20 protein-coding genes are annotated in these 25,135 nt (G+C 34.3%); 14 read left to right on the top strand and 6 right to left on the bottom strand.

From position 1 onward, the window contains the following. The first annotated feature begins 118 nt into the window (after positions 1 to 118). From MSWAN_RS01460 to cgi121, 5 genes are all read left to right on the top strand, one after another. Entirely contained in the window at positions 119 to 730 is a 612-nt protein-coding gene (locus MSWAN_RS01460; protein ID WP_013824835.1) for a PH domain-containing protein, read from the top strand. A 205-nt stretch (positions 731 to 935) separates the two neighbouring features. Next, positions 936 to 2,111: a geranylgeranyl reductase family protein gene (locus MSWAN_RS01465; RefSeq protein WP_013824836.1), complete on the top strand. Its 1,176-nt coding sequence runs from the start codon at positions 936 to 938 to the stop codon at positions 2,109 to 2,111. After that, positions 2,102 to 3,139 (top strand): TIGR01177 family methyltransferase, encoded by a 1,038-nt coding sequence (locus MSWAN_RS01470; protein ID WP_013824837.1) that lies wholly within the window; start codon positions 2,102 to 2,104, stop codon positions 3,137 to 3,139. The genes MSWAN_RS01465 and MSWAN_RS01470 overlap by 10 nt, the downstream gene beginning before the upstream one ends. Before the next feature lie 339 nt (positions 3,140 to 3,478). Beyond that, positions 3,479 to 4,981 (top strand): (R)-citramalate synthase, encoded by a 1,503-nt coding sequence (locus MSWAN_RS01475; protein ID WP_013824838.1) that lies wholly within the window; start codon positions 3,479 to 3,481, stop codon positions 4,979 to 4,981. 359 nt (positions 4,982 to 5,340) lie between these two features. Continuing rightward, positions 5,341 to 5,871, top strand: coding sequence for a KEOPS complex subunit Cgi121 (gene cgi121, locus MSWAN_RS01480; RefSeq protein ID WP_013824839.1), 531 nt, complete (start codon positions 5,341 to 5,343; stop codon positions 5,869 to 5,871). A 59-nt stretch (positions 5,872 to 5,930) separates the two neighbouring features. Here the strand turns inward: cgi121 and MSWAN_RS01485 are convergent, their stop codons facing one another. The 3 genes from MSWAN_RS01485 to msrB form a co-directional block, all read right to left on the bottom strand. After that, positions 5,931 to 7,001, bottom strand: coding sequence for a DegT/DnrJ/EryC1/StrS family aminotransferase (locus MSWAN_RS01485; RefSeq protein ID WP_013824840.1), 1,071 nt, complete (start codon positions 6,999 to 7,001; stop codon positions 5,931 to 5,933). Between the two features lie 124 nt (positions 7,002 to 7,125). Next, positions 7,126 to 8,295, bottom strand: coding sequence for an Nre family DNA repair protein (locus MSWAN_RS01490; RefSeq protein ID WP_013824841.1), 1,170 nt, complete (start codon positions 8,293 to 8,295; stop codon positions 7,126 to 7,128). 249 nt (positions 8,296 to 8,544) lie between these two features. Then, positions 8,545 to 9,003 (bottom strand): peptide-methionine (R)-S-oxide reductase MsrB, encoded by a 459-nt coding sequence (msrB, locus tag MSWAN_RS01495; protein ID WP_013824842.1) that lies wholly within the window; start codon positions 9,001 to 9,003, stop codon positions 8,545 to 8,547. 343 nt (positions 9,004 to 9,346) lie between these two features. Between msrB and MSWAN_RS01500 the strand changes: the two genes are divergently transcribed. After that, positions 9,347 to 9,682 (top strand): cupin domain-containing protein, encoded by a 336-nt coding sequence (locus MSWAN_RS01500; RefSeq protein ID WP_013824843.1) that lies wholly within the window; start codon positions 9,347 to 9,349, stop codon positions 9,680 to 9,682. Between the two features lie 131 nt (positions 9,683 to 9,813). Here MSWAN_RS01500 and guaA read toward each other — a convergent pair whose 3' ends face one another. Further along, positions 9,814 to 10,740 carry a glutamine-hydrolyzing GMP synthase gene (gene guaA, locus MSWAN_RS01505; protein ID WP_013824844.1) on the bottom strand — a complete coding sequence of 309 codons (927 nt, stop codon included), beginning with the start codon at positions 10,738 to 10,740 and terminating at the stop codon, positions 9,814 to 9,816. A gap of 659 nt (positions 10,741 to 11,399) precedes the next feature. On the opposite strand from guaA, the gene MSWAN_RS01510 reads away from it, so the two are divergent. The 6 genes from MSWAN_RS01510 to MSWAN_RS01535 all read left to right on the top strand — a co-directional run bounded on the left by MSWAN_RS01510 (position 11,400) and on the right by MSWAN_RS01535 (position 20,411). Next, positions 11,400 to 12,707: an ArnT family glycosyltransferase gene (locus MSWAN_RS01510; protein WP_161597478.1), complete on the top strand. Its 1,308-nt coding sequence runs from the start codon at positions 11,400 to 11,402 to the stop codon at positions 12,705 to 12,707. A gap of 125 nt (positions 12,708 to 12,832) precedes the next feature. Then, complete coding sequence (locus tag MSWAN_RS01515) at positions 12,833 to 14,203, top strand: DUF2142 domain-containing protein (RefSeq protein WP_013824846.1); 1,371 nt, start codon at positions 12,833 to 12,835, stop codon at positions 14,201 to 14,203. Positions 14,204 to 14,341: 138 nt separating this feature from the next. Beyond that, a complete protein-coding gene (locus MSWAN_RS01520) occupies positions 14,342 to 15,718 on the top strand; it encodes a DUF2142 domain-containing protein (RefSeq protein ID WP_013824847.1) in 1,377 nt (458 codons plus the stop codon). A gap of 901 nt (positions 15,719 to 16,619) precedes the next feature. After that, complete coding sequence (locus tag MSWAN_RS01525) at positions 16,620 to 17,039, top strand: GtrA family protein (protein WP_013824848.1); 420 nt, start codon at positions 16,620 to 16,622, stop codon at positions 17,037 to 17,039. Positions 17,040 to 17,084: 45 nt separating this feature from the next. Next, entirely contained in the window at positions 17,085 to 18,713 is a 1,629-nt protein-coding gene (locus MSWAN_RS01530; protein WP_013824849.1) for an NAD(P)/FAD-dependent oxidoreductase, read from the top strand. A 96-nt stretch (positions 18,714 to 18,809) separates the two neighbouring features. Then, entirely contained in the window at positions 18,810 to 20,411 is a 1,602-nt protein-coding gene (locus MSWAN_RS01535) for a hypothetical protein (protein WP_013824850.1), read from the top strand. Between the two features lie 45 nt (positions 20,412 to 20,456). Here MSWAN_RS01535 and MSWAN_RS01540 read toward each other — a convergent pair whose 3' ends face one another. Beyond that, positions 20,457 to 21,023 carry a GMP synthase subunit A gene (locus MSWAN_RS01540; protein WP_013824851.1) on the bottom strand — a complete coding sequence of 189 codons (567 nt, stop codon included), beginning with the start codon at positions 21,021 to 21,023 and terminating at the stop codon, positions 20,457 to 20,459. Between the two features lie 459 nt (positions 21,024 to 21,482). Here MSWAN_RS01540 and MSWAN_RS01545 point away from each other — a divergent pair, with 459 nt between their 5' ends. Continuing rightward, positions 21,483 to 22,109, top strand: a complete 627-nt coding sequence (locus MSWAN_RS01545; RefSeq protein WP_013824853.1) for a DUF447 domain-containing protein — start codon at positions 21,483 to 21,485, stop codon at positions 22,107 to 22,109. Positions 22,110 to 22,271: 162 nt separating this feature from the next. Here the strand turns inward: MSWAN_RS01545 and ade are convergent, their stop codons facing one another. Next, positions 22,272 to 23,894: an adenine deaminase gene (ade, locus tag MSWAN_RS01550; protein ID WP_013824854.1), complete on the bottom strand. Its 1,623-nt coding sequence runs from the start codon at positions 23,892 to 23,894 to the stop codon at positions 22,272 to 22,274. 278 nt (positions 23,895 to 24,172) lie between these two features. Between ade and MSWAN_RS01555 the strand changes: the two genes are divergently transcribed. Next, positions 24,173 to 24,997, top strand: a complete 825-nt coding sequence (locus tag MSWAN_RS01555; protein ID WP_013824855.1) for a class I SAM-dependent methyltransferase — start codon at positions 24,173 to 24,175, stop codon at positions 24,995 to 24,997. Positions 24,998 to 25,135 lie beyond the last annotated feature (138 nt).

Here is a 25,135-nt window from a genome sequence, read left to right on the forward strand (position 1 = left end):
GTTTTAAGTACATAAAATATTTAGATATAAATTAGATTATAAAATAAAAGATAGTAATACAATTGGGTTATAAAAAATATGAATCCTATTCCAGTGATTAAACATTCAGGTGATTAAAATGATGAGAAAAAATGTAAAATCACATCCAGCCGAAAGAGTTTTGTTTGAGACAAAACCTCAGTTTATTGTAAGCGTAAAACCTGCTTTAATTAAATTTGTAATTCTTCTTATAGTACTGTACTTTTTCAATTCAGCTGTGGCTTTAACGACATCTTTACAGGATTATTTAGTAAGCATGGTCCAGATACCCCTTGTTGAAGCTGTGACCATACTGCTCCTGCTCATTGTACTGGTCTTGATTTTATGGATATTATGGGATATATTATCATGGAGATCCAGAAGATACTTAATCACGGATAAAAAGGTAATAGTCCAAAGCGGAATACTAAGGAAAGAAAAAGTTTACATGCATTACGATAAAATTCAAGATATTTCAGTGTCACAGAGTGTAATGGAACGGATTTTCCGTTCAGGAGATATTCAAATATTTGGGGGACACGAACGCACAATGCTTCTGCTTGAGGACACCCCTAACCCTGAAAAAGTTGAAACCATGATAAACAGACTGATTGAAGGGGATGAAATTGAATTTGAGGATCGTAAAACCTATAAAAAGCAGCCAAAGAGAAGATCTATAGCTGAAGAATACGACAAAAAATTTAAGAGGTAGTATAGGAAACCAATTATAATACGACCTTTCAGTATTTGGCTAGAATTTATAATTCGAATATTCTTAGGATATCCTCTTGGGAATATCCTAAATTTCCTATGAATGCATTAATTTATTTAAAAATAGAAATATTATGAAATTATTCTATTTTACCTTGAAATATATAAATTAATTAACAGACTAACTAAAACTAAGATATGGTACTATGAGTAACTATGACATTGTGGTGGTGGGGGCAGGACCTGTAGGATCGACTTTTGCGAGGTACATGGCAGAAGAAGGTTTTAAAGTGGGAATAATGGAGAGAAAAAAAGATGTGGGTGTTCCCCTACAGTGTGCAGGGCTTGTAGGGAAGAAAATAAAAAAATTGAACATTGTACCTGATGAATTCATATTAAACAAAGTTTACGGTGCTTATTTGCATTCTCCATCCGGCACTGTACTTTCTGTTTCCAAAAAGGAGCCAGAAGCCTATGTGCTTGACAGAGTTGCATACGATAAATTTTTAGCAGAACTTGCAGTTGACAAAGGAGCAGAATTACTCTTAAATCACAGGGTAGATCATGTGGACATCAAAACAGGAGATGTTTATCTTAAAAATCATGAGAACAAGAAGATATCTGCTGATGTGATTGTTGGGGCTGATGGTTATGCATCCTCTGTTTCAGATGAATTTAATCACCCTTCAAAAACTTTTCAAGCTGCCCAGTATCTTGTTGATACAGGGATTGATGCTTTTGACAGTGATTATGTTCATCTTTACGTGGATTCAAAGATATCCCCGGGATTTCTTTGGATAATTCCAGTATCTGAGTCTCAAGTAAGGATAGGTATCTTTGCAGAATCCAGTTATCAGGACCTCACAAAGATTTTGAATGAATTTTTAGATAATGAAAAATTTAAGAATGCTTCAATTCTTAAAAAATACCAGGGATTCATACCAGTTTATGATCCTAAAAAAGAGATATCTAAAGACAGGTCTATACTTCTGGGAGATGCAGCATCCCAGGTAAAACCCACAACTGGTGGTGGCCTTATAATGGGATTCAGGAGTGCCAAAATCGCGGCTGGTGCTGTATCAAATGCTCTCCATTCCCAAGACATTCAACTTCTCGAGAAATATGGGAAAGAATGCATGAAAAAGTACAAAGGCGAGCTCAGAATGCAGCTTGAAGTTCAAAAGATATTCCAATCAATGACAAATGAAGATCTCGATAAAATGTTCTTAAAACTTAAAGAAGGCGGTGCGGAGGCTATGATTTCTGAATATGGAGACATGGATACACAATCACCCCTAATAAAGGAAATGCTTAAAAGTGGACTTCTTTTCTCTATTTTACCAGGGATGCTATCAAGGAGGATATCAAATTTATGGAAATAATCATGATAATGTCTCAGGAACACACAACCCTGCCCAGAGCAGAGGTTGAATCTGTTTTAGTGGCCGAAAATGTACCTTTTGTAATACAAGATGAATATGATGGGATTTTAATCCTTGATATTCCTGATGAATACTTCAAATCAATTGAAAATGTTGGAAAACGTCTTTCATATGTGCATGAAGTGTGTAAACTCTTATTCGAAACAGATAAAGTTAATTTAATTCCTCAAATTGGAAAATATCCGTGGAAAGATGTTATAACAAAAGATTATGCCGTAAGAATTAAGAGAATGAACAAAGACCAGAAGTTCAACACCACAGAACTTGAATGGGAGATTGGGGGAGTAATAAAGGACAGAGTTCATGGGGGGATAAATGTAAACCTCAAGGATCCTTCAACCTTCTTGAGATTGATATTTATCAACGGAAAGGTCCTTGTCTGTGAAAGATTGGTTAAAGTGTCCAAAAAGCACTTTTATGACCTTAAACCACATAAAAGACCATTTTTTTACCCTGGATCCATGAGCCCCAAACTTGCACGATGCATGGTGAATCTTACCCTGGTTGGGAAGGGAGATAAGGTTCTTGACCCATTCTGTGGAACAGGAGGCATCCTTATAGAGGCAGGAATAATAGGTGCCAGTGTTGTTGGGACAGATATAGATTCTAGAATGGTCAGAGGCACGATAAAAAACCTTAATTACTGCGGAATTAAAGATTATGAGGTTTTTCAATCTGATGCAAGGCAAATAGAACTTCCTTATAAGGTTGACGCAATTGTAACAGATCCTCCATATGGTATTTCTGCATCAACAGGTGGAGAAGAAAGTGAGAAACTTTACGGCCAGGCTTTAGTTTCAATACAAAATTTAATAAAAGACAAGGGACTTTTATGCATGGCAACACCCCATTACATGGATATTCATGAAGTAATTAAGGATACAAACTTTGAAATAGTACAACAGCACCATATAAGGATGCATAAGAGTTTAACAAGAGTAATATCTGTTTTTAAAAAGATTAAATAAAACTTCAAATTTTTCTAATTTTTGGATTAAATATTTTATTATAATACTTCTAATAAAATACTACAAAATAACTTTAAAAAAGTTAAAAACTAATAAAAATTATTTAGAGTTTATTGAAATTAATTAGGAAATTAGTAGTATATACCTAAAGGATGTTTGATAGGAATTCAAATAAAATTTGATGAGATCATCTTAAATTCAAATGAAATCAATGAGATCATCTTAAATTCAAATGAAATCAATGAGATCATCTTAAATTCAAAAAGAATTCCATGAATCATTCAATTCTACTAAAATTTCATTTAAAAAAGAATAAAAAAGAAGTTAGAAGGGGATCTGTTGGACGTTAGAATATTTGATACAACACTTAGAGATGGAGAGCAAACCCCTGGAGTCTCATTAACCCCAGATCAGAAGTTAAGAATGGCAATAAAACTTGATGAACTCGGAGTTGATGTTATAGAGGCTGGTTCGGCCATAACATCTAAAGGGGAAAGGCAGGGAATAAAAAATATAGTTTCAGAAGGACTTAATGCTGAAATATGCAGTTTTGCAAGGGCTGTTAAAGTTGATATTGATGCAGCTTTGGACTGCGGAGTTGACAGTGTTCATCTGGTTGTTCCAACATCAGATCTCCACATAAAATATAAACTTAGAAAAACAAGGGAAGATGTGAAGCAGTTTGCAATTGATTCAACTGAATATGCAGTAGACCATGGTTTACTTGTTGAATTATCTGCAGAAGATTCAACAAGAACAGATTTCGGATTTTTAAAGGAAGTTTTTCAGGCAGGAATAGATGCTGGGGCTAAAAGGATATGTGCATGTGATACAGTGGGAATGCTCACTCCAGAAAAGGCTTATAAGTTTTACGGTGACCTAACAGAACTTGGAGTACCTTTAAGCGCACACTGCCATAACGACTTTGGACTTGCAGTTGCAAACACCCTTGCAGGTCTAAGAGCCGGTGCAAGTCAGGCCCATGTTACAGTAAACGGTATAGGTGAACGTGCAGGTAATGCATCCCTTGAAGAACTTGTTGTGGCGCTTTATTCCCTTTACAATGTTAAGACAAATGTGAAGGTAGGAATGCTCTACGAGATGTCTAAAAGTGTTGCAAGAATGACAGGTATATATCTCCAGCCCAATAAAGCCATAGTTGGCGAAAATGCGTTTGCCCATGAATCTGGCATACATGCAGATGGAGTTATAAAAAAAGCCGAGACTTACGAGCCAATAACTCCTGAATTAGTTGGTCACAAGCGCAGATTTGTCCTGGGAAAACATGTGGGCTCCCATATTATAAGAGAAAGGATCAAAGAAATGGGCCTTCGTGTGGATGATGTACGCTTCGACCAGATATTCTCCAGAATAAAAGCTCTTGGAGATATGGGGAAATGTGTTACAGATGTTGACCTTCAGGCAATTGCAGATGATGTAATGGGAATTCTGCCAGAAAAGCCAGTTGAACTTGAAGAACTCACCATTGTTTCAGGAAACAAAGTAACACCAACAGCATCGGTAAAGCTTAAAATAGAGGATGTAGGTAAACTCGAAGCAGGGGTAGGTGTTGGACCGGTTGATGCGGCTATTGTGGCCATAAAAAAGACTATGAAAGATGTTGTAGACATAGAACTTGAAGAATATCACGTTGATGCAATAACAGGTGGTACTGATGCTTTGATTGATGTTGTTGTTAAGTTACGTAACGGAGACCGCATAGTAAGCGCCAGGAGCACCCAGCCGGATATTATCATGGCCAGTGTGGAGGCAGTTTTAAGTGGAATAAATAAGATATTAAGCGATAAGAAGATTAGGGAAGCTAAAAATCCTGAATTTTAACTGGATTTTCATTTAATTATGATTTTCCGGTTTTATTTATTGTTTCTTCCACATCTTTTCATGTAAATTTCCATTTTTACATTTTTCACGGGCACATTCAAAAATTTATACTTTTATGAGGTTTAGTTCATTTAAATTTTAAAAAATATTATAAATGGTAACTTTAATTTAAGCTTAAATGATATAAGGAAATTTAAAACGATATAATGTCTTTATAAAGGTTTTATTTCATTTTCGTCCTTTTTGAGATAATTTTTACAATTTTCAAATTTTCAAGGGATTTGTAGGAGCTTACGTGTATTTCAGACAAGAAAACCCCAAAGAATCAATATTTTATTTTCTATTAAGGAGAAATTCAGATGAATCAAAGTCAGATGAGCAGTAAAATTCATGATAAAATTCAAATTGCGGGATTTAAATCTAATATAAAAGATTTTAATGGGGTAATGGAAAAGATAAGCAGAATAAGCAGAATAAACAGTGATTGTGTAGTGCAGATCATGGATGCCGATGGAATAGCCGGCAGAAAACATGTTATGCACGCTGCCATACACGCGGTAAATGCGTTCCAGAGAAATGAAAACATTGCAAAGGACCTCGGACTCGAAATATGTGTTAGGACCTCAGCTCAAAGGCAGATATCCAGAGCTTTAGATATTTTGGGTATACAAGAAGGGGAAATGAACATCTGTGCAGTTGCTGTGGGCTGTGATAACGGAGTTATGGTTAAATTAGGGGATTTTTTAGGTGAAATGGATGATAGTGTCCTTGAACCAGATGAAACGGTGTTGAAAAAGATTTATAACATTTCAGATATGGAATTGGAAACAATTGGCAGTATCGAGAGACTTTTGATGGAAAAAACATCGCTTCTTATACTCGAAAAATGAAAATTATTTTTAATAAATATGAGAAATAGAATGAATCTTTAGTCATTATCTTATAATCACTAAACTGTTTCTGGGACTACGGTTTTTTTAATAATCTGAATGATTTCATTCAGATTTTCGTGTCCTAAACATTTTACGTCAAGATTTTTTATTTCTATACAAACTGCATCCGCCATTATTCGTTCATAACGAGGACAAACCGTTACTATTCCTCCTCCTTGAACTTTTAAACTTTTTCTGAGTTCATAACCTGTTTTTTTAGGGTTATCCGTGGATACAGCAATGTTAATGCCCCTCTTATCAGCATGTAAAATGTTTTTAGAAAAATCTTTTTTCATATCATTTTTTACATCTTTTTTTACTAAATCTTTTTCCAGATCAAACTCTTTTTTTAGCTCTTTTTTTAAAAATTCACAGGCTTCCAAGGTTTTTGTGAGAACGTTGCTAGCATTTTTTATTTCCTCAGTTATACCTGCACAAGTTACAGGGTCCGATTTTAATGTTTTTAAAATGTTTTTAGCATTACCCAAGATTTTTTCATCGTTTGTTGAGATAAATCCCCCAGATCCAACGTTTACAGTCTTTGGAGCTCCAGTTGATGCCACTATAACGTGAGCATGCTTCCCACTTGCAAGCTTTCCAGTTTCATCTCCTAAAGACCCGGATGCATCCTCAACCAGGGTGACCCCCAAATCCTCACAAACTTCATAAATTTCTCTTACGGGCTGTTCGGCAGTATAACCTGCAAAACTCGTAATAAAAAGAGCTTCAGGGCTATTATTTTTGATGGACTCTGCCAGAACAGCTGCGTCCATAACTCCAAGTTCTGTGGATACTTCTTTGGTTTCAATGCCAAGGAATTCTGCCATTTTTTTGAACCCCGTCCATCCTCCCTGGTCCGGGATTAAAATTTTGCCCTTGAATGTGCTCATAACCGCAAGTATGGCTGAATTACCACTATTTACAATTTTGACATGGTCATGGCCTGTTGTATTTATTATACTTTTTTCTGCGGCGGTTACTTCTTCATATCTGCCGCCTGGCATGTGTTTAAGGTTCATGGCGGCTCTGCACATGGCGTCTCTCGTATTTTTTGATGGTCTTCTGTAGAACAAATCCAACTGTCTCATCTCTTAAAACTGTCTAATATTAAAGATATCTGAATATATAAGCATAAAAGTACATATCTGTTGATTATATTGTATTATACTCTATTTTTTTATTAATTTTCATTAATTTGTTTATTTTAATTCTTTATTTTGGGATAAAACTGTCTAATGTCGTTTGTCTTGATTGTAAAAGTTCTTTTAGAAGGGAGCTTTGTTCTACGAATCTTTTCATTGGCAACCTCAACTTCAATGAAATGTAATTGAGAGCGGTTTTCATATCTTCAAACTCTCGTGGGGGCTGGCTCATGGCGTTCCTGACATTTTCCCTCACATTAAACACTCCGAGTGGCACATATCCATTGTAAGCTTCTCTAAGTACAATGGCGCCGGCTTGTACTTTTTCCTGAGCCAGAGCCTCAAGTATGGCCATTTTACAGGTGTAGTAACATCCTCCAACTGTTGAGTAACCTTTTTTACCTGCGTTTGATTCACTGTCTGAGAATATCAATTCTTCATTACCCATCACCCTTAAAAATGCTTCCATCCATTCATACTGCCATTCTGTTGGCATTAAAAGCACCGCATAATAATTGTTGAGACTTTTAAATTCATAGACACGGTGAACATCCAAAATATCGTATTGTCTGACATCTCGAAGTAAAATATCCGCTATGGTACTATCACAAGCCGTAATTGACCATCTTGTGGGTACAAGTCGCCTCCTCTTTCCAACACCCATTGCACCAACAGAAAATGCCTTCTGCATGTTAGAAAATGGAACTCCCTTGTTGTGAAGGTTGATCAATGCATCAGCAGCCCTTAAATCACTGTCGTAAAACACCTTCTCCAGCTGATGGTCCCATTTCACATTTTCTATGTCGAACTTCTGAATAATTGCACTGGGACCATGGGGTGCGTGTTCATCGCTGAAAGACTGCCCTCTTGGTTTGTTCCCGAATTCAGCTTCGCTTCCTATTGATTTGGATGCAAGTGATATATCCTGAAGTTTCTCCACAAAACCATTTTCGAGGTCTCTTATTCCCACTTGCTGCTTACCTCTCACAAGACTCATTCTGTACCCTATTATATCGTCCTGTGTCTTTTCCTGGGGGATCCATGACTCCGGCATATCCATTATTGTTGTATCACCCTGTAAAGGTGCTATCATCGGTCCTGCATAGACCTTGGGGTAGTTCCAGCTCCCTATAAAAACAGATGGCGGTGTACTGCCTTCAAGTTCCTTTCCCACATCCACAGATTGCATTTTTATCTTGGACGTCAACTTTTTGAGGTAAGCTGTCTTGCCGTTTATCATTTTATTCCCATATTTTCAAAGAATTTTAATTTATTTAATCATAGTTCAACTTCAAGTCCAACATTCTCCAGTTAAGTCAAACTAACATTCAAGTTCTTTATATTATTTATGTTCAGTTTTATTCAATAAAAAATTAGCGAGGGGAGATGAAATACAAGTAAATAATACATTTTTCAACGATTATTTCAAAAATAGATAAACTCATGAAATTGAAGCTCATTAAAAAGATTATTAATTAAAGTTTATTAGTTATCTTTCAACGAATTTTAGGGATGTAGAATTCATACAATAACGTTTGCCTGTTGGAAGAGGACCATCATCGAAGACATGACCTAAATGTGCATGGCAGCGGGCGCAGAGCACCTCGATCCGGGTCATAAGAAGACTTTTATCAACCTCAGTTTTCACGTTTTCTTCCGCAATTGGCGCCCAGAAGCTCGGCCAGCCTGTTCCAGAATCAAACTTCGTCTTTGAATCAAAAAGGTCGGTGCCGCAGCATACGCATTTGTAAATACCGTCCTCATGGTGATCGTGATACTTACCGGTAAAGGCCAATTCTGTACCTTTTTCTCTTGCAACCCTATAAACTTCGGGTTTTAAAATCATTTTCCATTCTTTGGGTGGTTTTTCTATTCTATCCACAAGTTCTACCTTTCCTGTTTTGTAGGAATAAATAGGCACTTTTTCAGATTTGTTGATCCTTATCACCCCGAACTATTTAATTAAATGTTATTATATTCTGTGTACGTATTACAATAAATAATTTTAAGAGTTTCATATTTTTTGCCTGATGTTAATAGAACAGTAAATAAAGATTTTAAAAGGGTTTAATTGGTTATATGAATTTTTAAAAAGATTGAAAATATTTATTCCCAATGATGTTGAATTTAAAGTAAAAAATTAGTGTAGCTCATAGTTAGTTGAAATATCCTTTGCCCTTTTACACGGGTTTAAAAAATTAAAACCCTATAAATGATTAAATTTTAATAGAACTTGAAATTAAGAGCAATTAGATAGGTACTAATCTATCAGATTGAATGGAGGGAAAAATATGTCTATTTATAAAGTTGGGAAAGCAGATAAAAATGGTTATATAAATGTTTTTGAGGGTATAAAACGTAAAACACTGGTTTATGGTGATAAAACTCTTTTAACTGAGTTTATATTGTCAAAAGATAAAATATTACCTGCACATAAACATCCTGAGGAACAAACAGGTTACCTTGTATCTGGACACATAATGCTCACAATTGAAGGGGAAGTACATGACATGGAACCCGGTGATAGTTGGTCTATTCCTGGAGATGCCGAGCATGGGGCAGAAATAAGAGAAGATTCAGTTGCATTGGAAGTATTTTCGCCTGTAAGGGAGGATTATATTGTTTGATCGATTTAGATAATGGAGTTATTGTGAGCAATTACCATTTTTTTAATTATATTTTTGATCATTTAATAAAAATAAAAAAGGAGTTATCCTTCCACCTTTTTTGAAGTTTTTAGAATGTTTTAGGTAGAAGTTTAGGCAAATTCAATGGTACTTGGGGGTTTATCACTCACTGAAAGTGCAACATGGGTTACTTCAGGTATTTGGGCTGTTATACGTTGTGATATTGTTTTTATCATGTTCCATGGGAGTTCAGGCACATCTGCAGTCATTGCATCCAGTGATTCAACCATTCTCAATACAACAAGGTATCCAAAGTCTCTTATGTCACCTTTTACTCCAGTTACCTTTGTATCAGTCAGAACTGCGAAGTACTGCCAGAGAGTTTCATCAAGGCCTTCCTTTTTGACTTCTTCCTCAACAATTGCATTGGCTTTCCTGCAGATATTTATCTTTTCAGGAGTTATATCTCCTACAATACGAACAGCAAGCCCAGGACCTGGATAAGGTTGTCTGTTAGTTATTTCATCTGGAATACCCAGTTCTTTTCCTACTATTCTTACTTCATCTTTGTAAAGTTCCCTTATTGGTTCTACAATCTTAAGAACCAGGCCGTGTGGTAATGCGAGGTTGTGATGGGATTTAATGTTTCCCTGACTTTCTATCCAGTCTGGAGCTATTGTGCCCTGAACAAGGAATTCAGCTCCCTCTTTTTTTGCAATTCTTTCAAAAACATCTATAAATACTTTACCAATGATTTTCCTCTTTTCTTCTGGGTCCACAACACCTTCAAGTTCACCCAAAAATTCCTCTTTTGCATCTACGCATATAAAATTAAGCTTTTCTTTAAATGTATTTTCAACGTATTTTGATTCCCCTTCACGTAGAAGTCCATGATCAACAAATACTGCTACAAGATTATCTTTAATGGCCCTATGGGTTAATACAGATGCTACAGAACTGTCAACCCCGCCTGATAATGCTATTATGGCTTTTTTATTGCCTATTTCATTTTTCATTTTTTTTATGGATTCATTTATAAAATCAGATGGATCGAACATTTTTTCACCTTAAATATAATGAAATTTATTTTTATAAAGAATTATAAATCTATGGTTTTGTTTTATTACTTTTTAGCTAACTTTAATTAAATTTTATAATTACTATGATTTAAAACTGGGAATTACTATCATTTTAGCTGCGATCTACACGATCTTGTGATTAAATGATAATAATTAATGATCTTTAATTGTTTCTTAGTTCTTATCATTAATAGTCTATTTCCTACAATCTATATCCGTATAACATAAAAATTTGATTGGAAACCCAAGGTTTTTATAATTAAATAACCTAATGAGTTTATGTTATGCAGATAGATGGCGCTTTTTTGAAAGAGAGTCTTTTTAAAAGGACTAACATGATTTTTATTTCATTTTTGGCTCTATTTTTGATATTAGGTGTCTATTTACTAAATTTTTACCAGTACGATCTCATTAATAAAGATATAATCAGTATGATATCTGTTGCCAGGTTATATTATGCTGGTGATGTGGCAAGCGCCGTAAATGGGTACTGGGGACCCCTTTTCTCATGGTTTCTGATCCCATTTATCATGTTTAATTCGTCTCCTTCATCTGTTTTATACTCAACCAAAGTATTATCCTTAATATTTGGATTTTTCACCATTATAGGTATAAGATTTTTATCCTACAGATTTGAGATGGATGAAAAAATTAGAACTTCAATTTTATTTGCAATGGTTTTCGTGATCTTACATTTTGCCTTGAATTACAGTCCAGTAGACCTTATACTGGCATGTTTTCTGGTTTACTATCTCTACTTCATATTCAGTCCAGAATACTACAATAAATGGTACAATGGAATATTATGCGGAATTCTATGCGGGTTGGCCTATTTAACCAAGAGTTATATATTTCCCTTTTTCATAGCTCATTTCATATTGTTTAACTTATTTCACTACCTAAAAGAAGTTCAACATAGAAGGGCAGTTTTGAAGAATCTTCTTTTAGGTTTGACAGTGTTTTTCATTATAAGTGGTGCTTGGAGTCTAATAATCAGTGAAAAATATGGAGAAGTAACCTTCGGAACATCTGGAACATATAACCACAACGTTGAAGGACCAGAATCAGTGGGGCATCCCACAGAGTACGTTAATGAAGGTTTCATCAAACCACCATATGAAAATGTAACCAGTGCATGGGAAGACCCAACTTACCTCAATGTAAAATCATGGAGCCCCTTCCAATCGTGGAGTTATTTCAATTACCAGATAACTAAAATTAAATACAATATATCCATTTTGAAAGGCATATACCAATCATTCTCTTATTTTGCACTTATAATAATTCTTATTTATGTCCTTCTGTGTATAAAACCAATTAAAAATCAGATTTCAACCCAGATACCAATTGAAACTGCTCTCTATCCTGTGATCACGGTTTTAATCTATTCTGCAGGTTACCTTTCAATAGTACTGGAACCCAGATATCTGTGGATTGTTTACATACTCTTGATGTTGATGGGAGGTTATCTCCTTAATCTGCTCTTTAAACATGAATTTTTCACTAAAAAATTCAACAAGATAGCAAAACCCATATTAACAATTGTTTTAATTGGTTCTTTCCTTATAATGCCCATATCTGGGTTAATTAGTTTTCATTATGTTGGAGTAGATGGGGGGCACGTTGGAAAAGAGTACTATATTTGGAGTGAAACCATAGAAAGTCAATACTCTGTACATGGAAATATTGCCTCAAATGGTAATGCAGAAGATGGTGCTTACAGAAGAACTTTACATACATCATATTTCTTAGGAACAAGTTACTATGGATTCTCAAAACCTAATGAAACTGATACCGACTTGCAGGCAGATTTTAATAAATATAATATAGATTATTATTTCGTTTGGGGAAAATCTAGTAATGAAGCTCTTTTATCAAAATATAAAGAAGTAAGTGGTGGAAAGGTAAGCAACTTGAGGATATATGCTGTGAAAGAAAATTCATAAAAATTATTTTTTTTATTCTAATCATTACTCTTTTGAGAATTAACGAATCTAGTAAATTCAATACTCTTAAGAAAAGCTTTTTTGTGAAGATAGCTTTATAAATACGGAATTCAAACTTTAAACTGATGATTAGTAGATTAAGGAACATTAAACCAGAAAAAGCTTTCATTATCATAGGAATAATTTATGGACTGGCTTTTCTGTTGGTTACTCCTCCTTTTCAGGGATTTGACGAAGCAACACATTTTTACAGGGCTGCAGATGTTTCTGAAGCCCATTTTATGCCCCAAAAATCATTTGACAAAGCAGGAGTGAATATTAGTTCAGATATATATTTTGTTGAGTACAAATTCACCCCATCTGATGTTAATAAAAATAAAATAGGAATAAACGATATTGTTTCTAACTTGTATAAACCTTTAAATGATAAAAACAGAGTATTTGTTGATATATCTATAGTTTCTATAGTTACTTATTCTCCAGTTCCTTATTTATCCCCTGCACTTGGTATAGCCATTGGAAGGTCTTTGGGTCTTTCCCCACTTTTACTGTTATATATTGGTAGATTTATGGATCTGCTTCTATGGCTGGTGCTCGTGTATTTTGCAATCAAAATAACACCTGTTCATAAATGGCTTTTTTTAATGGTGGGGTTAATGCCATCGGTTCTTTTTCAAGGAGTTTCACTTTCAGCAGACAGTTTTACTATATCTATAGCTTTCCTTGTTATCGCTCTATTCCTAAAATTTGCATTTGATGATAAAAAAGAATTGATCACTAAAAAAGAATTGATTATAATCTTTACATTAATTTTGATGCTTGGCCTTTCAAAACCGTTTTATTTCCTTTTAATACTATTATTTTTTATTATACCTGCTAAAAAATTTGGAAACAATAAAAAAAGGTTTATTATATTCATTTCATTCTTTTTATCAATTTTAGCAATAATAGGTTTTTGGTATCTTCAAACAAGGGGTTTATACATGCCTGCAGATCATTCAATATCAACTAAAAATCAGTTAATTTTCATATTAACAAATCCTGTCACATTTATCTTTATATTTTTAAAAACCCTTTTTAGTAATGGAACAAATTATATGACGGAATTTATTGGTAGGTTAGGTTGGTATGTAGTTTTACCTAATTTACTTGTTTCTGCTTATTTGGTGGGGTTAATATTTACTGCGTTGCTTGATAAAAATGAGATAAAAATTAATTTAAATCAAAAAATAATCTTTTTTATGGTTTTATTTACAATTTCCTTGAGTATATTTGTTATAGAGTATCTTACATGGACCCCTGTAGGTAAACTGAGTATAGATGGAGTTTTAGGCAGATATTTCATTCCAATAGCCCCTTTGTTTTTCCTACTGTTCTACAATAAAAAAATTGGTTACGATACTAAAAAAGGTTTAAATGTATTTGTAGTCTTTTTCATCGTGGTTTCCTTGTCAATTGCGCTTTTTGAGATTATAAAAAAGTTTTATCTTTTATAAGGTACGAATTATGTAAGTTGTTCGTTAGATGGGTTAAATATTATTTTTTAATAATAAATCCGCTTTTTTTGTATTTTAGAGATCTCAAATCAGTTTTAGATAAACTTTATAACTAATAGGATCTAAATTTCTGGTTTAATGATTCACAGATTAAGGAATATTAAACCTGAAAAAGTTTTTCTTATTATAGCACTGATTTATGGTCTGAGCTTTTTAATGATAAATCCTCCTTTTCAAGCTATTGATGAACAAACACATTATTTCAGGGCTTCAGATATCTCTGAAGGACATATGATGCCACAGAGAGTGAACGGAGAATCTTTGGTCACGATCACCGAGGGTATGGCATCATTAACTTCAAAATTCCCCCAAGACCTTTCTGATTATCCTAATAAAAAATTAAGAATAAGTGACATTGTTTCAGGGTTAAGTTTACCTCTAAACAACAATTTTAAGAGCTCTGCGAATATCGAAATTTTTGCAATAGTGGCTTATCCACCTGTTCCTTATTTAGCTTCAGCTTTGGGTATGGATCTGGGGAAACTGTTTAATCTTTCTCCTCTGTTTTTGTTGTACATAGGTAGATTGATGAATTTGATTTTATGGCTCTTACTAATTTATTTGGCAATTAAGGTAACGCCTGTTCATAAATGGGTATTGTTGTTGTTGTCTTTGATGCCAATGACGATTTTTCAGGGGGCTTCGCTTTCTGCAGATAGTTTTACCATAGCAATATCGTTCCTGGTCATTGCCATATTTCTAAAATTTGCCCTGGATGCTTCTAAAAAAGTGGTTACTAAAAAAGATATTTTTATCTTATTTACCTTAGTTTTGATGTTAACGTTGTCAAAACCGTTTTATTTCCTTTTAATATTTTTGTTTTTCCTTATTCCTTCTCATAAATTTGGGAATAGGAAAAAAATGTTTTTAATCTTTAGTTTAATATTCTTATCAATTGCTGTAATAGAAGCACTCTGGTACTTAACCACCCATGGCCTTTACGTACCTGAAAATTCTAACACATCAATCCGCGGTCAAATGTCATTTATACTATCAAATCCTGCTGTTTTTCCACACGTTATGGAGCATACTCTGTGGAAGTATTCATATCTCTATCTCACAGAGTCTGTTGGTCATCTAGGATGGTCAATCTTTTTACCACAGTGGTTGGTGTACGTGTATGTTGTGGTACTGATTTCAGTCTCATTACTGGACAAAAATGAGATAGTAATCAGTTTAAAACAAAAATTAGTTTCTTTAATAACTTTATTTGCAATTGTACTTATGATATTTGCTCTGGAATACATTGCATGGACTCCTATTGGCCAAAGTATGGTGGGCGGTGTTCAGGGCAGGTATTTTGTTCCAATAGCTCCTTTAATCTTCTTGCTGTTCTACAACAAAAAGATTGATTATGATGTTAAAAACGGTTTAAATGTTTTCATAATCATTTTTATCCTGATTATCCTGTCATTTACTCTCTTTAAAATTATCACAAAATTCTATGTTCTGTAGTGTGGATTGGGATTTTTTTTAATACTTTAGAATTTTATTCCTCTAAAACGCCATATAACACTTTAAATATCACTTATAATCTTTAAATATCTATTAAAATTAAAAAATATGTGAATTCTAGTTTAGATTGAGAACAGATAATGCTTATATTTTAATCTTATGTTTAATCCACAATATCAGGGCAATTCCTTTATAAACCACATTTAAGGTGAATTTGGGGGAGATTTGGGAAAAGGTTTATTAAACATTTCAAGAAGATTGCATGTTGTAAGATAGACATGGGAATAGGTTTTGATGTACATTTGCTTATGCTCTTTCAATTCCTTCTACTTAGCATATTTTGAATATGTTATTGGGCCATTAATGGATAATACCATAAAAGCAGATATGATGGTATGATAAAGGATACATTATAAGTTGATTTTTTGGAACTGGGTTGGTTGGATACATCATTACCCCAGTGGTATATCTCTATTCAATAGTGCTAATCTTAACCGCTTATCGAATAAAACTGACATAAAAATCAATTTAAAACAAAAACTAATTCCTTTAATCATGTTTGCATTGATTTTTGTTTCAATATTCCTTTTAGGATATCTTACATAGACACATGTAGCTAATAAGATTTTGGCTGGTGTTGGGCATGTATTTTATCTTTTTACTACATTGCTTCTTTACAACAAGAGGATCCAAAATTAAGGTAATGGAAGATCGATTTAGAATTTGATAATAATTTTAACAGTATTTATAACTTTGTGGATAACTACATTTAATTATAAAAAAGTATTATATAAGATGGAGAATCATTGATGCTCTTTTTATATAAATTTAAAGAAATTTAAAGAAATTTAAAAAGTTTATACGAAATATATATTAATACATATTTAACCCGGATGATCACATGAAAACTAAAATGCAGAAACTATTCAAAGATGAGACAGAAAAGACACTGGTCCAGTTATTTAGGTATACCTTCGTTGGAGGAGCTGCATTCCTGGTTGATATTGGATCCCTATTCATCCTTACACAGTTTTTTGGCATTTATTACCTGATTTCAGCTGCAATAGCCTTTATTTTAGGGTTAATAACTAATTATGCCCTGAGCATCAGTTGGGTTTTCAACAAAAGAACTCTTGGTAGTATGAAACTGGAATTCGGGGTTTTTGCATTGATCGGGTTCGTTGGATTAGGTTTAAACGAAGTATTGATATGGTTTTTAACAGAAAATGTCCATATTTATTACTTAGTCTCAAAGATTATAGCGGCTATTCTCATTCTTTTCTGGAATTTCTTCGCCAGAAAGTTCACTTTATTTAAATAAATGATAAAAATTGATTTTAACTAGGGACATTAGGAGTATTAAATTATGAGTCAAAAAAATCATAAAACAGCGATTATAATAGGTGCAGGACCTGCAGGATTAACTGCAGCGTATGAGTTACTTGACAAGACAGATATAAAACCAATTATTTATGAAGCAACGGATTATATTGGTGGTATTTCAAAAACAGTTAATTATAAAGGTAACAGAATAGATATCGGTGGGCACAGGTTCTTCTCAAAGTCTGACAGGGTTATGAAATGGTGGCAGAACATTTTACCCCTCCAAGGTGCACCAGCAAAGGATGATAAAGCTGTTGGGAGGGAAATTCCATTATCCAAAGAATGTTTACGAAGACCTCTGGGATCGAAAAAACCTGAAAAATGTACAGCTCCAGACCCTGAAAAAACGGATGAAGTGATGCTCAACCGTAGCAGACTCTCAAGAATATTCTTTTTGAGAAGTTTCTTTGATTATCCTGTGTCTTTAAACTACAACACATTCTCAAACCTTGGAATAAAAAGAACCGCTAAAATAGGTTTAGGTTACATAAAATCATCCATCCACAAGATCAACGAAGAAAAATCCCTCGAAGACTTTTTTATAAACAGATTCGGTGTTGAACTTTACCACACCTTCTTTAAAGATTACACCGAAAAGGTATGGGGAGTTGCATGCAGTGATATAGCAGCTGATTGGGGTTCACAGAGAATAAAGGGACTTTCAATCAAAAAGGCAGTTGCACATGCCGTAAAGAAAAGTTTTTCAAGGAACAAGGACTCGTCCATCTCCCAGAAAAATGTTGAAACCAGTTTAATTGGACAGTTCATGTATCCAAAACATGGTCCAGGTCAGATGTGGGAAGAGGTTGCAAAGATAGTCACAGAAAACGGTGGAGAAATACATCACAGTCACAGAGTTGTTGGAATAAAGGGCAGTGAAAACAATGTAGTTGCACTTAAGGTTAGGGACGAATCAACAGGAGAAGTAGAAACTGTGGAAGGAGATTATTTCTTTTCAACAATGCCTGTTCGAGATCTTATAAACTCTTTTGAAAGTAGCGTGCCTGCAGAAGTTCGTGAGGTTGCTCAGGGATTGATGTACCGTGATTTCATAACTGTAGGTCTGCTCTTAAATAAGATGAAGATCAAAAATGAGACCAAAACAAAGACAATAAATGATTTAGTGCCGGACAACTGGATCTACATTCAGGAGAGGGATGTGAAAATTGGCAGACTCCAAATATTCAACAACTGGAGCCCATACATGGTTGCTGACGAGGACAATGTTTGGATAGGGCTCGAATACTTCTGTAATGAAGGAGATGAGATGTGGAACATGTCTGATGAAAAATTCACAGACTTTGCAATCGGTGAACTTGCTAAAATCGATATCATAAACAGGGAAGATGTGCTCGATAGTATTGTTATCCATGTGCAGAAGACATATCCTGCATATTTCGGTACCTACGACCGCTTTGACGTAGTTCAGGAGTTTACAGACAGTTTTGAGAACCTTTTTTTGATAGGAAGAAATGGAATGCACCGCTACAACAACATGGACCATTCCATGCTCACGGCCATGAAAGCTGTTGAAAATATCATAAACGGTGTAAGTTCAAAGGATAACCTTTGGAACGTTAACGTTGAAGAAGAGTACCATGAGGAGAAGTAACTCCTCAAACTCATATTTTTCAGTTGATTGATTTATTCTTCCGTTAAATTTAAATTAGTTCGTATAGAAAATGGATCAAGATTTAAGGGATAGAAAATGCGTATATTAAAAAAGAATATCCCACTAAACCGGGTTATACAAACGCCAAAACTTGATATTAGACTGATCCTTGTTTTAATTACTTATATAATACTAGGTATCATTCTCTTTAGATACTACCAGTACCAGATTAACAACGATGGAATAGGATACATCAGCACTGCTAAGTCCTATATGTCTGGAAATTTTTATGGTTCTATTAGTGATTACTGGGGACCCCTTTTTTCATGGTTAATGATGCCGTTCCTGTTTTTTGGACAAACACCTGTGACTGCGTTACATTCAACAAAGATATTGTCTTTAATTTTAGGTTTTTTCACAATAGTTGGTTTAAGACAGCTTTCTTACAGATTTGATATGGATGAAGTTGTTAGAACGGTTGTACTTTTCACAATGGTTCCAGTTGTTTTATATTTTGCATTAAGTTTAATAACACCAGACCTGCTCATGGTTTGCGTCCTTGTTTATTATTTAGCAATAATATTTAATCCCAAATATCCTAATAAGTTGTCTAATGGTGTATTATGTGGAATATTTGGTGCATTGGCTTATTTAACTAAAAGTTATGGATTTACATTTTTCATTGCAAGTTTTCTGATCTTAAATTTTTTACAATACTTCAGGGATTCAGATAAAATTAAAAGAAGAAAAGTACTGAAAAATCTTATTTTAGGATTTACTGTATTTTTGGCAATAAGTGGAGTTTGGATAGGTTTAATAAGTAATAAAGATGCAAAATTAACATTTGGAACTGCTGGAGAATTTAACCATGCGCTTGTTGGTCCTCAATCACAGGGATTCGCTGAATATTCCCAGGGAATTTCTAAACCCGGTCAGGTTAATCCAAATTTTGTCCCCAAACCATGGAGTCCATTTTCATCGTGGAGCAACTTCAAATATCAACTAAATTTAATATGGAACAATACATTAAAAATCGGAGTCATACTCAATTATTTTTCGTATTTATCCCTTTTAATAATTTTAGCATACATTTTAATGTGTATTCAGCCACCTCGCAAGTTAATCTCACAAAATCAGGTATTATACCCTCTGGTAACAGTACTCATCTGTGCTGCGGGCTACGTGATGATCCTAGTTGAAGAGAGATACATCTGGCTTATTTATGTTCTGTTGATACTGATGGGTGGATATCTAATTAATCTGCTTTTTAAAACAGATTTTTTTACAAAAGCGAAGTTTGGGAGTATGAGAAAAGTAGTGAAAGCAGTACTGCTTCTGGTTTTTGCAGTTTCATTCATAACGATGCCTGCAAGCTACCTGGTTGGAAATGTTCATACTGGTGAAGATATTTATAACCTAAGCAACAATTTAATGAACCAGTACGGAGTGCATGGTAATGTAGCGACCAACGATAGGTTAACAGACCTTAATTATCTGGCTTACTATATGAACATCACCCTTTATGGTCAGGCACAGAAAAATATTAGTTCCGAAGAACTTCAAAATGAGTTGAAGGAATATGGGATTAATTACTACTTTGTCTGGGGCTCAAACCAATCCATTAATTTAACAGGTTATAATGATGTAACAAATGGAAAAATAAAGGATTTGAAGATTTATTCTTCGCATCTTTCTTAAATCATTTATATCTTTCTTAAAATAATTTGGAATAATAAGATTTAATTAACCTTTGAATTTCTTACAAACATCATAAAAGTTTTCAAAAATCTTTTCACCATTTTCAGTGTGGTGAACCTCAGGATGGAACTGTATACCATATACTGGCTTATTTTCATGCTTCATAGCTTCAATTTCACATATTGGTGACGATGCCAGAAGTTTGAAACTTGGAGGTAATGTTTTTACCTCGTCCTTGTGGGATGCCCATACTTCCATGGTACTTCCAAGGCCCTTGAAGATGTCATTTTCATCATTTATGTTTAGACAGATTTTTGCGTAACTTTCAACGCCTGCAACCCCTATTTCGCCGCCGTAGGTTTTGGCTATGATCTGGTGGCCGAGACAGATTCCAAGTATGGGAATGTCAAGATTCTCAACGTATTCAATGCAGTTTCCAGCCCTTTCAATGGAGGGACCGCCGCCTAAGATTATTCCTGCTGGATTTTTTTCATTTATCTCATCTAGGGATGTTGAATTTGGAATTATCTCTGATGGAATCTTCAAGTAGTGTAATGACCTGTGAATTCTGTGATTATATTGTCCATGGTTGTTTACAACAAGTATTTTCATTTATTATCTCCGTATATCTAGTTAATTTTATTTGCATTAATTAAGTATTAGATGTTTTTTAAGCGTTAATTTAAAATAATTATGGATGTAATGGAAATATTTTTATGTCCAAAGCCACAAGAATAGAAACATGGAATTTAAAGATATTATATTCATAGTAGTAGCACTTGTACTTGCAATGCTTTTAGTTTATTTCCTGATATGGCTCCTGCCAGTTATACTTGTATTAGTAATAGCTTTTGTGATATATATATTTTTGAAGGGAGAGTACTGGAAATCCAATTGGAACTGATCAACTTTTAATCAAACTTTTTTTTGTTTTTAAAATTTAAACTAAACTAGTAAATTAATTCAAAATCATTAAACATTTAAATGATTTTATAGTTAAATTCTGATAGTAGTTTCCAGATATATTTAAGAAGTATTAAAGTTTTAGATAGGTAAAAATGGAGTTAAAAAATGTTGGATCTCGGATCAGTGGGAATGGAAAGGGGAATGCTCTATGAAACAGTTGTAACCACGAAAAATAATGATGGAGTTCCTAATGCAGCTCCAATTGGGGTTACATGTAAGGATAAAAACGAAATTGTTCTTTACTTACACCAGGGATCCCACACAGTCAAAAATATAAAGGCAGAAGGCAGATTCGTTGTGAATATACTTAAAGATCCAATAGTTTTTGTGGAATCAACACTTGGAAATCTATCTAAAGATTATTTTGATCAATATTGGGATGATTTTTACATAAAAGACAGCGATGCATTCTTCACGGCAAATGTAATTCATATAAGGGATGTTGAAAGAGAAGACCAGTTTGGAGTGTCTACCACAACGGTTTTGAGGGCAAAAGTTGACCAAGTCATAAAAAAAAGTGAACATGTGGAACCTTTAAACAGGGCAATCTATGGGGTAATTGAGGCTCTTGTCTACCTCACGCGGATGGATATGGTTTCAGGTGACATGGAAAAACTCTACCGCCACAGAATGAACGAGATCTCACGAATTGTCAACAAAGTAGGTGGATCGGAACATAAAAAAGCCATGAAAAAGATTTCAGAGGCATTCAGTAAGTATGATGATAAATGAGTTCATGTTAGGATATAGAATTGATAAATAATGAGTTAATTTAGCTTATTTAACTTAATTTGTTATTTAAATGCTTGACTTCTATTTTACTTATTTCATTTCACTTATCTTTAATTCATTCTTTAATTCATTCAATTATTTTCTAATTCTTAGGTTTCTTAACTAATCCTTTATGACATCAACAAAATCGAATTTTTCAACGTCAAAAAGGCCTTTGTCACTTATTTTAAGCTGCGGAATCACAAGTAAAGCCATAAATGACATTGACATAAATGGAGATTTTAATTTGCAGCCCATTTCACTCACAAATTTGTGAAGTGAGATCAATCTGGATGAAACTTTTGAAACATTCTCAGTGCTCATAAGGCCACCTACTGGAAGCTCTAAAGTACAATATTCACCATTTGAAACCGCTGCAAGCCCTCCTTTAGATTTTATAACTGTGTTGACGGCATCTGCCATATCATGGCTGCTGGTTCCAACAACAATTATATTGTGGGAATCATGGGCAACACTGGATGCAATCGCACCTTCTTTCAAGCCGAAACCATGCACAAAAGCATTTGAAATTCTATTATGGCCGTAACGTTCAACAACAGCAATTTTAAGCACGTCTTTTACAGTATCTGGCATTAATTTTCCTTCGTCAATCCTTAAACCAGCCTCAGATTCCATTGTGAAGAGCTGGCCTTCAACAACATCGATAACCCTCACAGTTTCTCCATTTTTTGTTTTTTTATTCTCTTCGTAATTCTGTCTGGAATAAATATCAAAATCAGAAGGTTTTTTTTGGGTTAAACTTAGACTGGTTCCAATTTTTGCGGGTTTCACAGAAAATTCAGGTTTTCCATCTGATGATACAAGTTTTCCATCTATAAAAACCTTTTTAACATCGAAGTTTCTAAGGCCGTCCACAACAACCAGATCAGCGGCCCTTCCGGGGGATATGGATCCTAAGTTCAGGTTGTAATGTTCTGATGGGTTGATTGTAACCATTTTAACCGCTTCTATGGGATCCAGACCATATTGAACGGCTTTTTTGAGCATTTCGTCCACATGCCCAACGAGCAGGTCTTCAGGGTGTTTGTCGTCGGATACTATGAAATCTCCCCCTGCAGGCACGAGATCTTTGAGGTTATTTGCCGATGAACCCTCACGTAACATTATCTTCATCCCAAGACGCCTTTTTTCCATTACCTCAGCCACATTGGAACATTCATGGTCTGTGGATATGCCTGCAGATACATATTTACAGAGTTCTGCTCCTGATAGGAGGGGTGCATGGCCGTCAATGGGTTTTCCAAGCCTTTTTGCAATCTCTATCTTTCCCATGACACTTGGATCTTCTCCAAGAACTCCGGGGAAGTTCATCATCTCACCTAAGGCCACCATATCCTCTTTTTCAAGGAGTTTTTCTATTTCTTCTGGACCTAGAACTGCTCCAGATGTTTCAAATGGAGTTGCAGGGACACATGATGGTGCTGTGAAAAATACTTTGAGTGGAACGGAGTTTGAATCGTTTATCATGTATTTTATACCATCAAATCCCATAACGTTGGCAATTTCATGGGGATCCGACACAACGGATGTTGTACCCCGGGGCACCACAGCTTCTGCAAAACGAGATGGTGTGAGCATGGAACTTTCAATGTGTATGTGGGCATCTATGAATCCCGGAAGTATCAGGTTGTTAAATTCTTTTTTAACAGGTTTTACACAGTTTATAAATCCATTTTGAACTTCAATTTCTGCAGGATAAATTTCCTCTGTAAATACATTAAGCACGTTCCCTCTTATTATGGAACCCCCCTCCTTTACTGATATGGGTTATGCTAATATTTTAGCTGATATTTTAAATTTCTTTGCATTTTTATATTAAGCCTATTTTTATATTAAGCGTGATATTAAGCATGATACAAATTTTATTTGGCATTAATTTCATTTAGCATTTAATAATTGGATTTGGCTGTAATTTGAAATAAAAAATTAATTAGGATCATGTAAATCATGTAATAATGAGATCATTGCATTTATAGAAATAAAGGATCCAAAGAGGTTATAGTATGAAACAAAATTTAAAAGGGATTTCTGAAACATTACTTATTCCTTTGTGGGCAAGGGCTGTTGAAGCAAAGTATCCTGATCCTATAATTAAAGATGTTAAAGCTGCGGAAATCATGGAAGAAATTGAATACGATTTCGCAAGATTTGATAAAGAATGGCCAACGCAGATTAGTGTTGTTGTTAGAACCGAAATTTTAGATAATGCAACAAAAGCCTTCATTAACAATCATCCCGATGCGGTTATCATTAATATTGGCTGCGGCCTTGACACCCGTTTTTTTAGATTAGATAACGGCCAGATTCAATGGTATGATCTCGATTTACCCGAGCCCATCAAGATTAGGCGAAAGTTTTTTGATGAAACCGACAGATACAAAATGATAGCTAAATCTGTCTTTGATTATTCATGGATTGATGATATAATTGATGATGTAAAGGATAGAAAATCTATTTTAATTATTGCAGAAGGGATATTGATGTATTTTACAGAAAAAGAGGTAAAAAACCTGATAAATAAATTGGCAACCTCATTTCATGGTGCTGAAATGCTCATTGAAACCACATCACCCGCACTGGTGAAACAGAGCCAGAAACAGGACTTAATTAAGAATCAATATCAAATAGATGCAAAGCTCAGTTGGGGGATTAAAAGAGGAGGAAAATGGATAGAAAAACTGAATAACAGAATTAAATTTATTGCAGAGTGGCATTACTTTGATTATCACCGAGACAGATGGAAAACAATACGTTGGATGGCTTTAATTCCACCATTTAAAAACAGATTCGGTAACCGGATTGTTCATTTTAGTTTTATTCCATTATAAACTTCAAATTTTTCTTCTCTTCAAAGTTGCGGATTTAAATCATCAACAAACTTAAAAAAACACTCTTTTTATCATTTGCCAAGTTTTTCAGATAAACTTGTTGCCATGTATATCTTAAACTATCATATATTCTGAGAA

It is taken from the genome of Methanobacterium paludis, assembly GCF_000214725.1.
GTDB lineage: Archaea > Methanobacteriota > Methanobacteria > Methanobacteriales > Methanobacteriaceae > Methanobacterium_C > Methanobacterium_C paludis.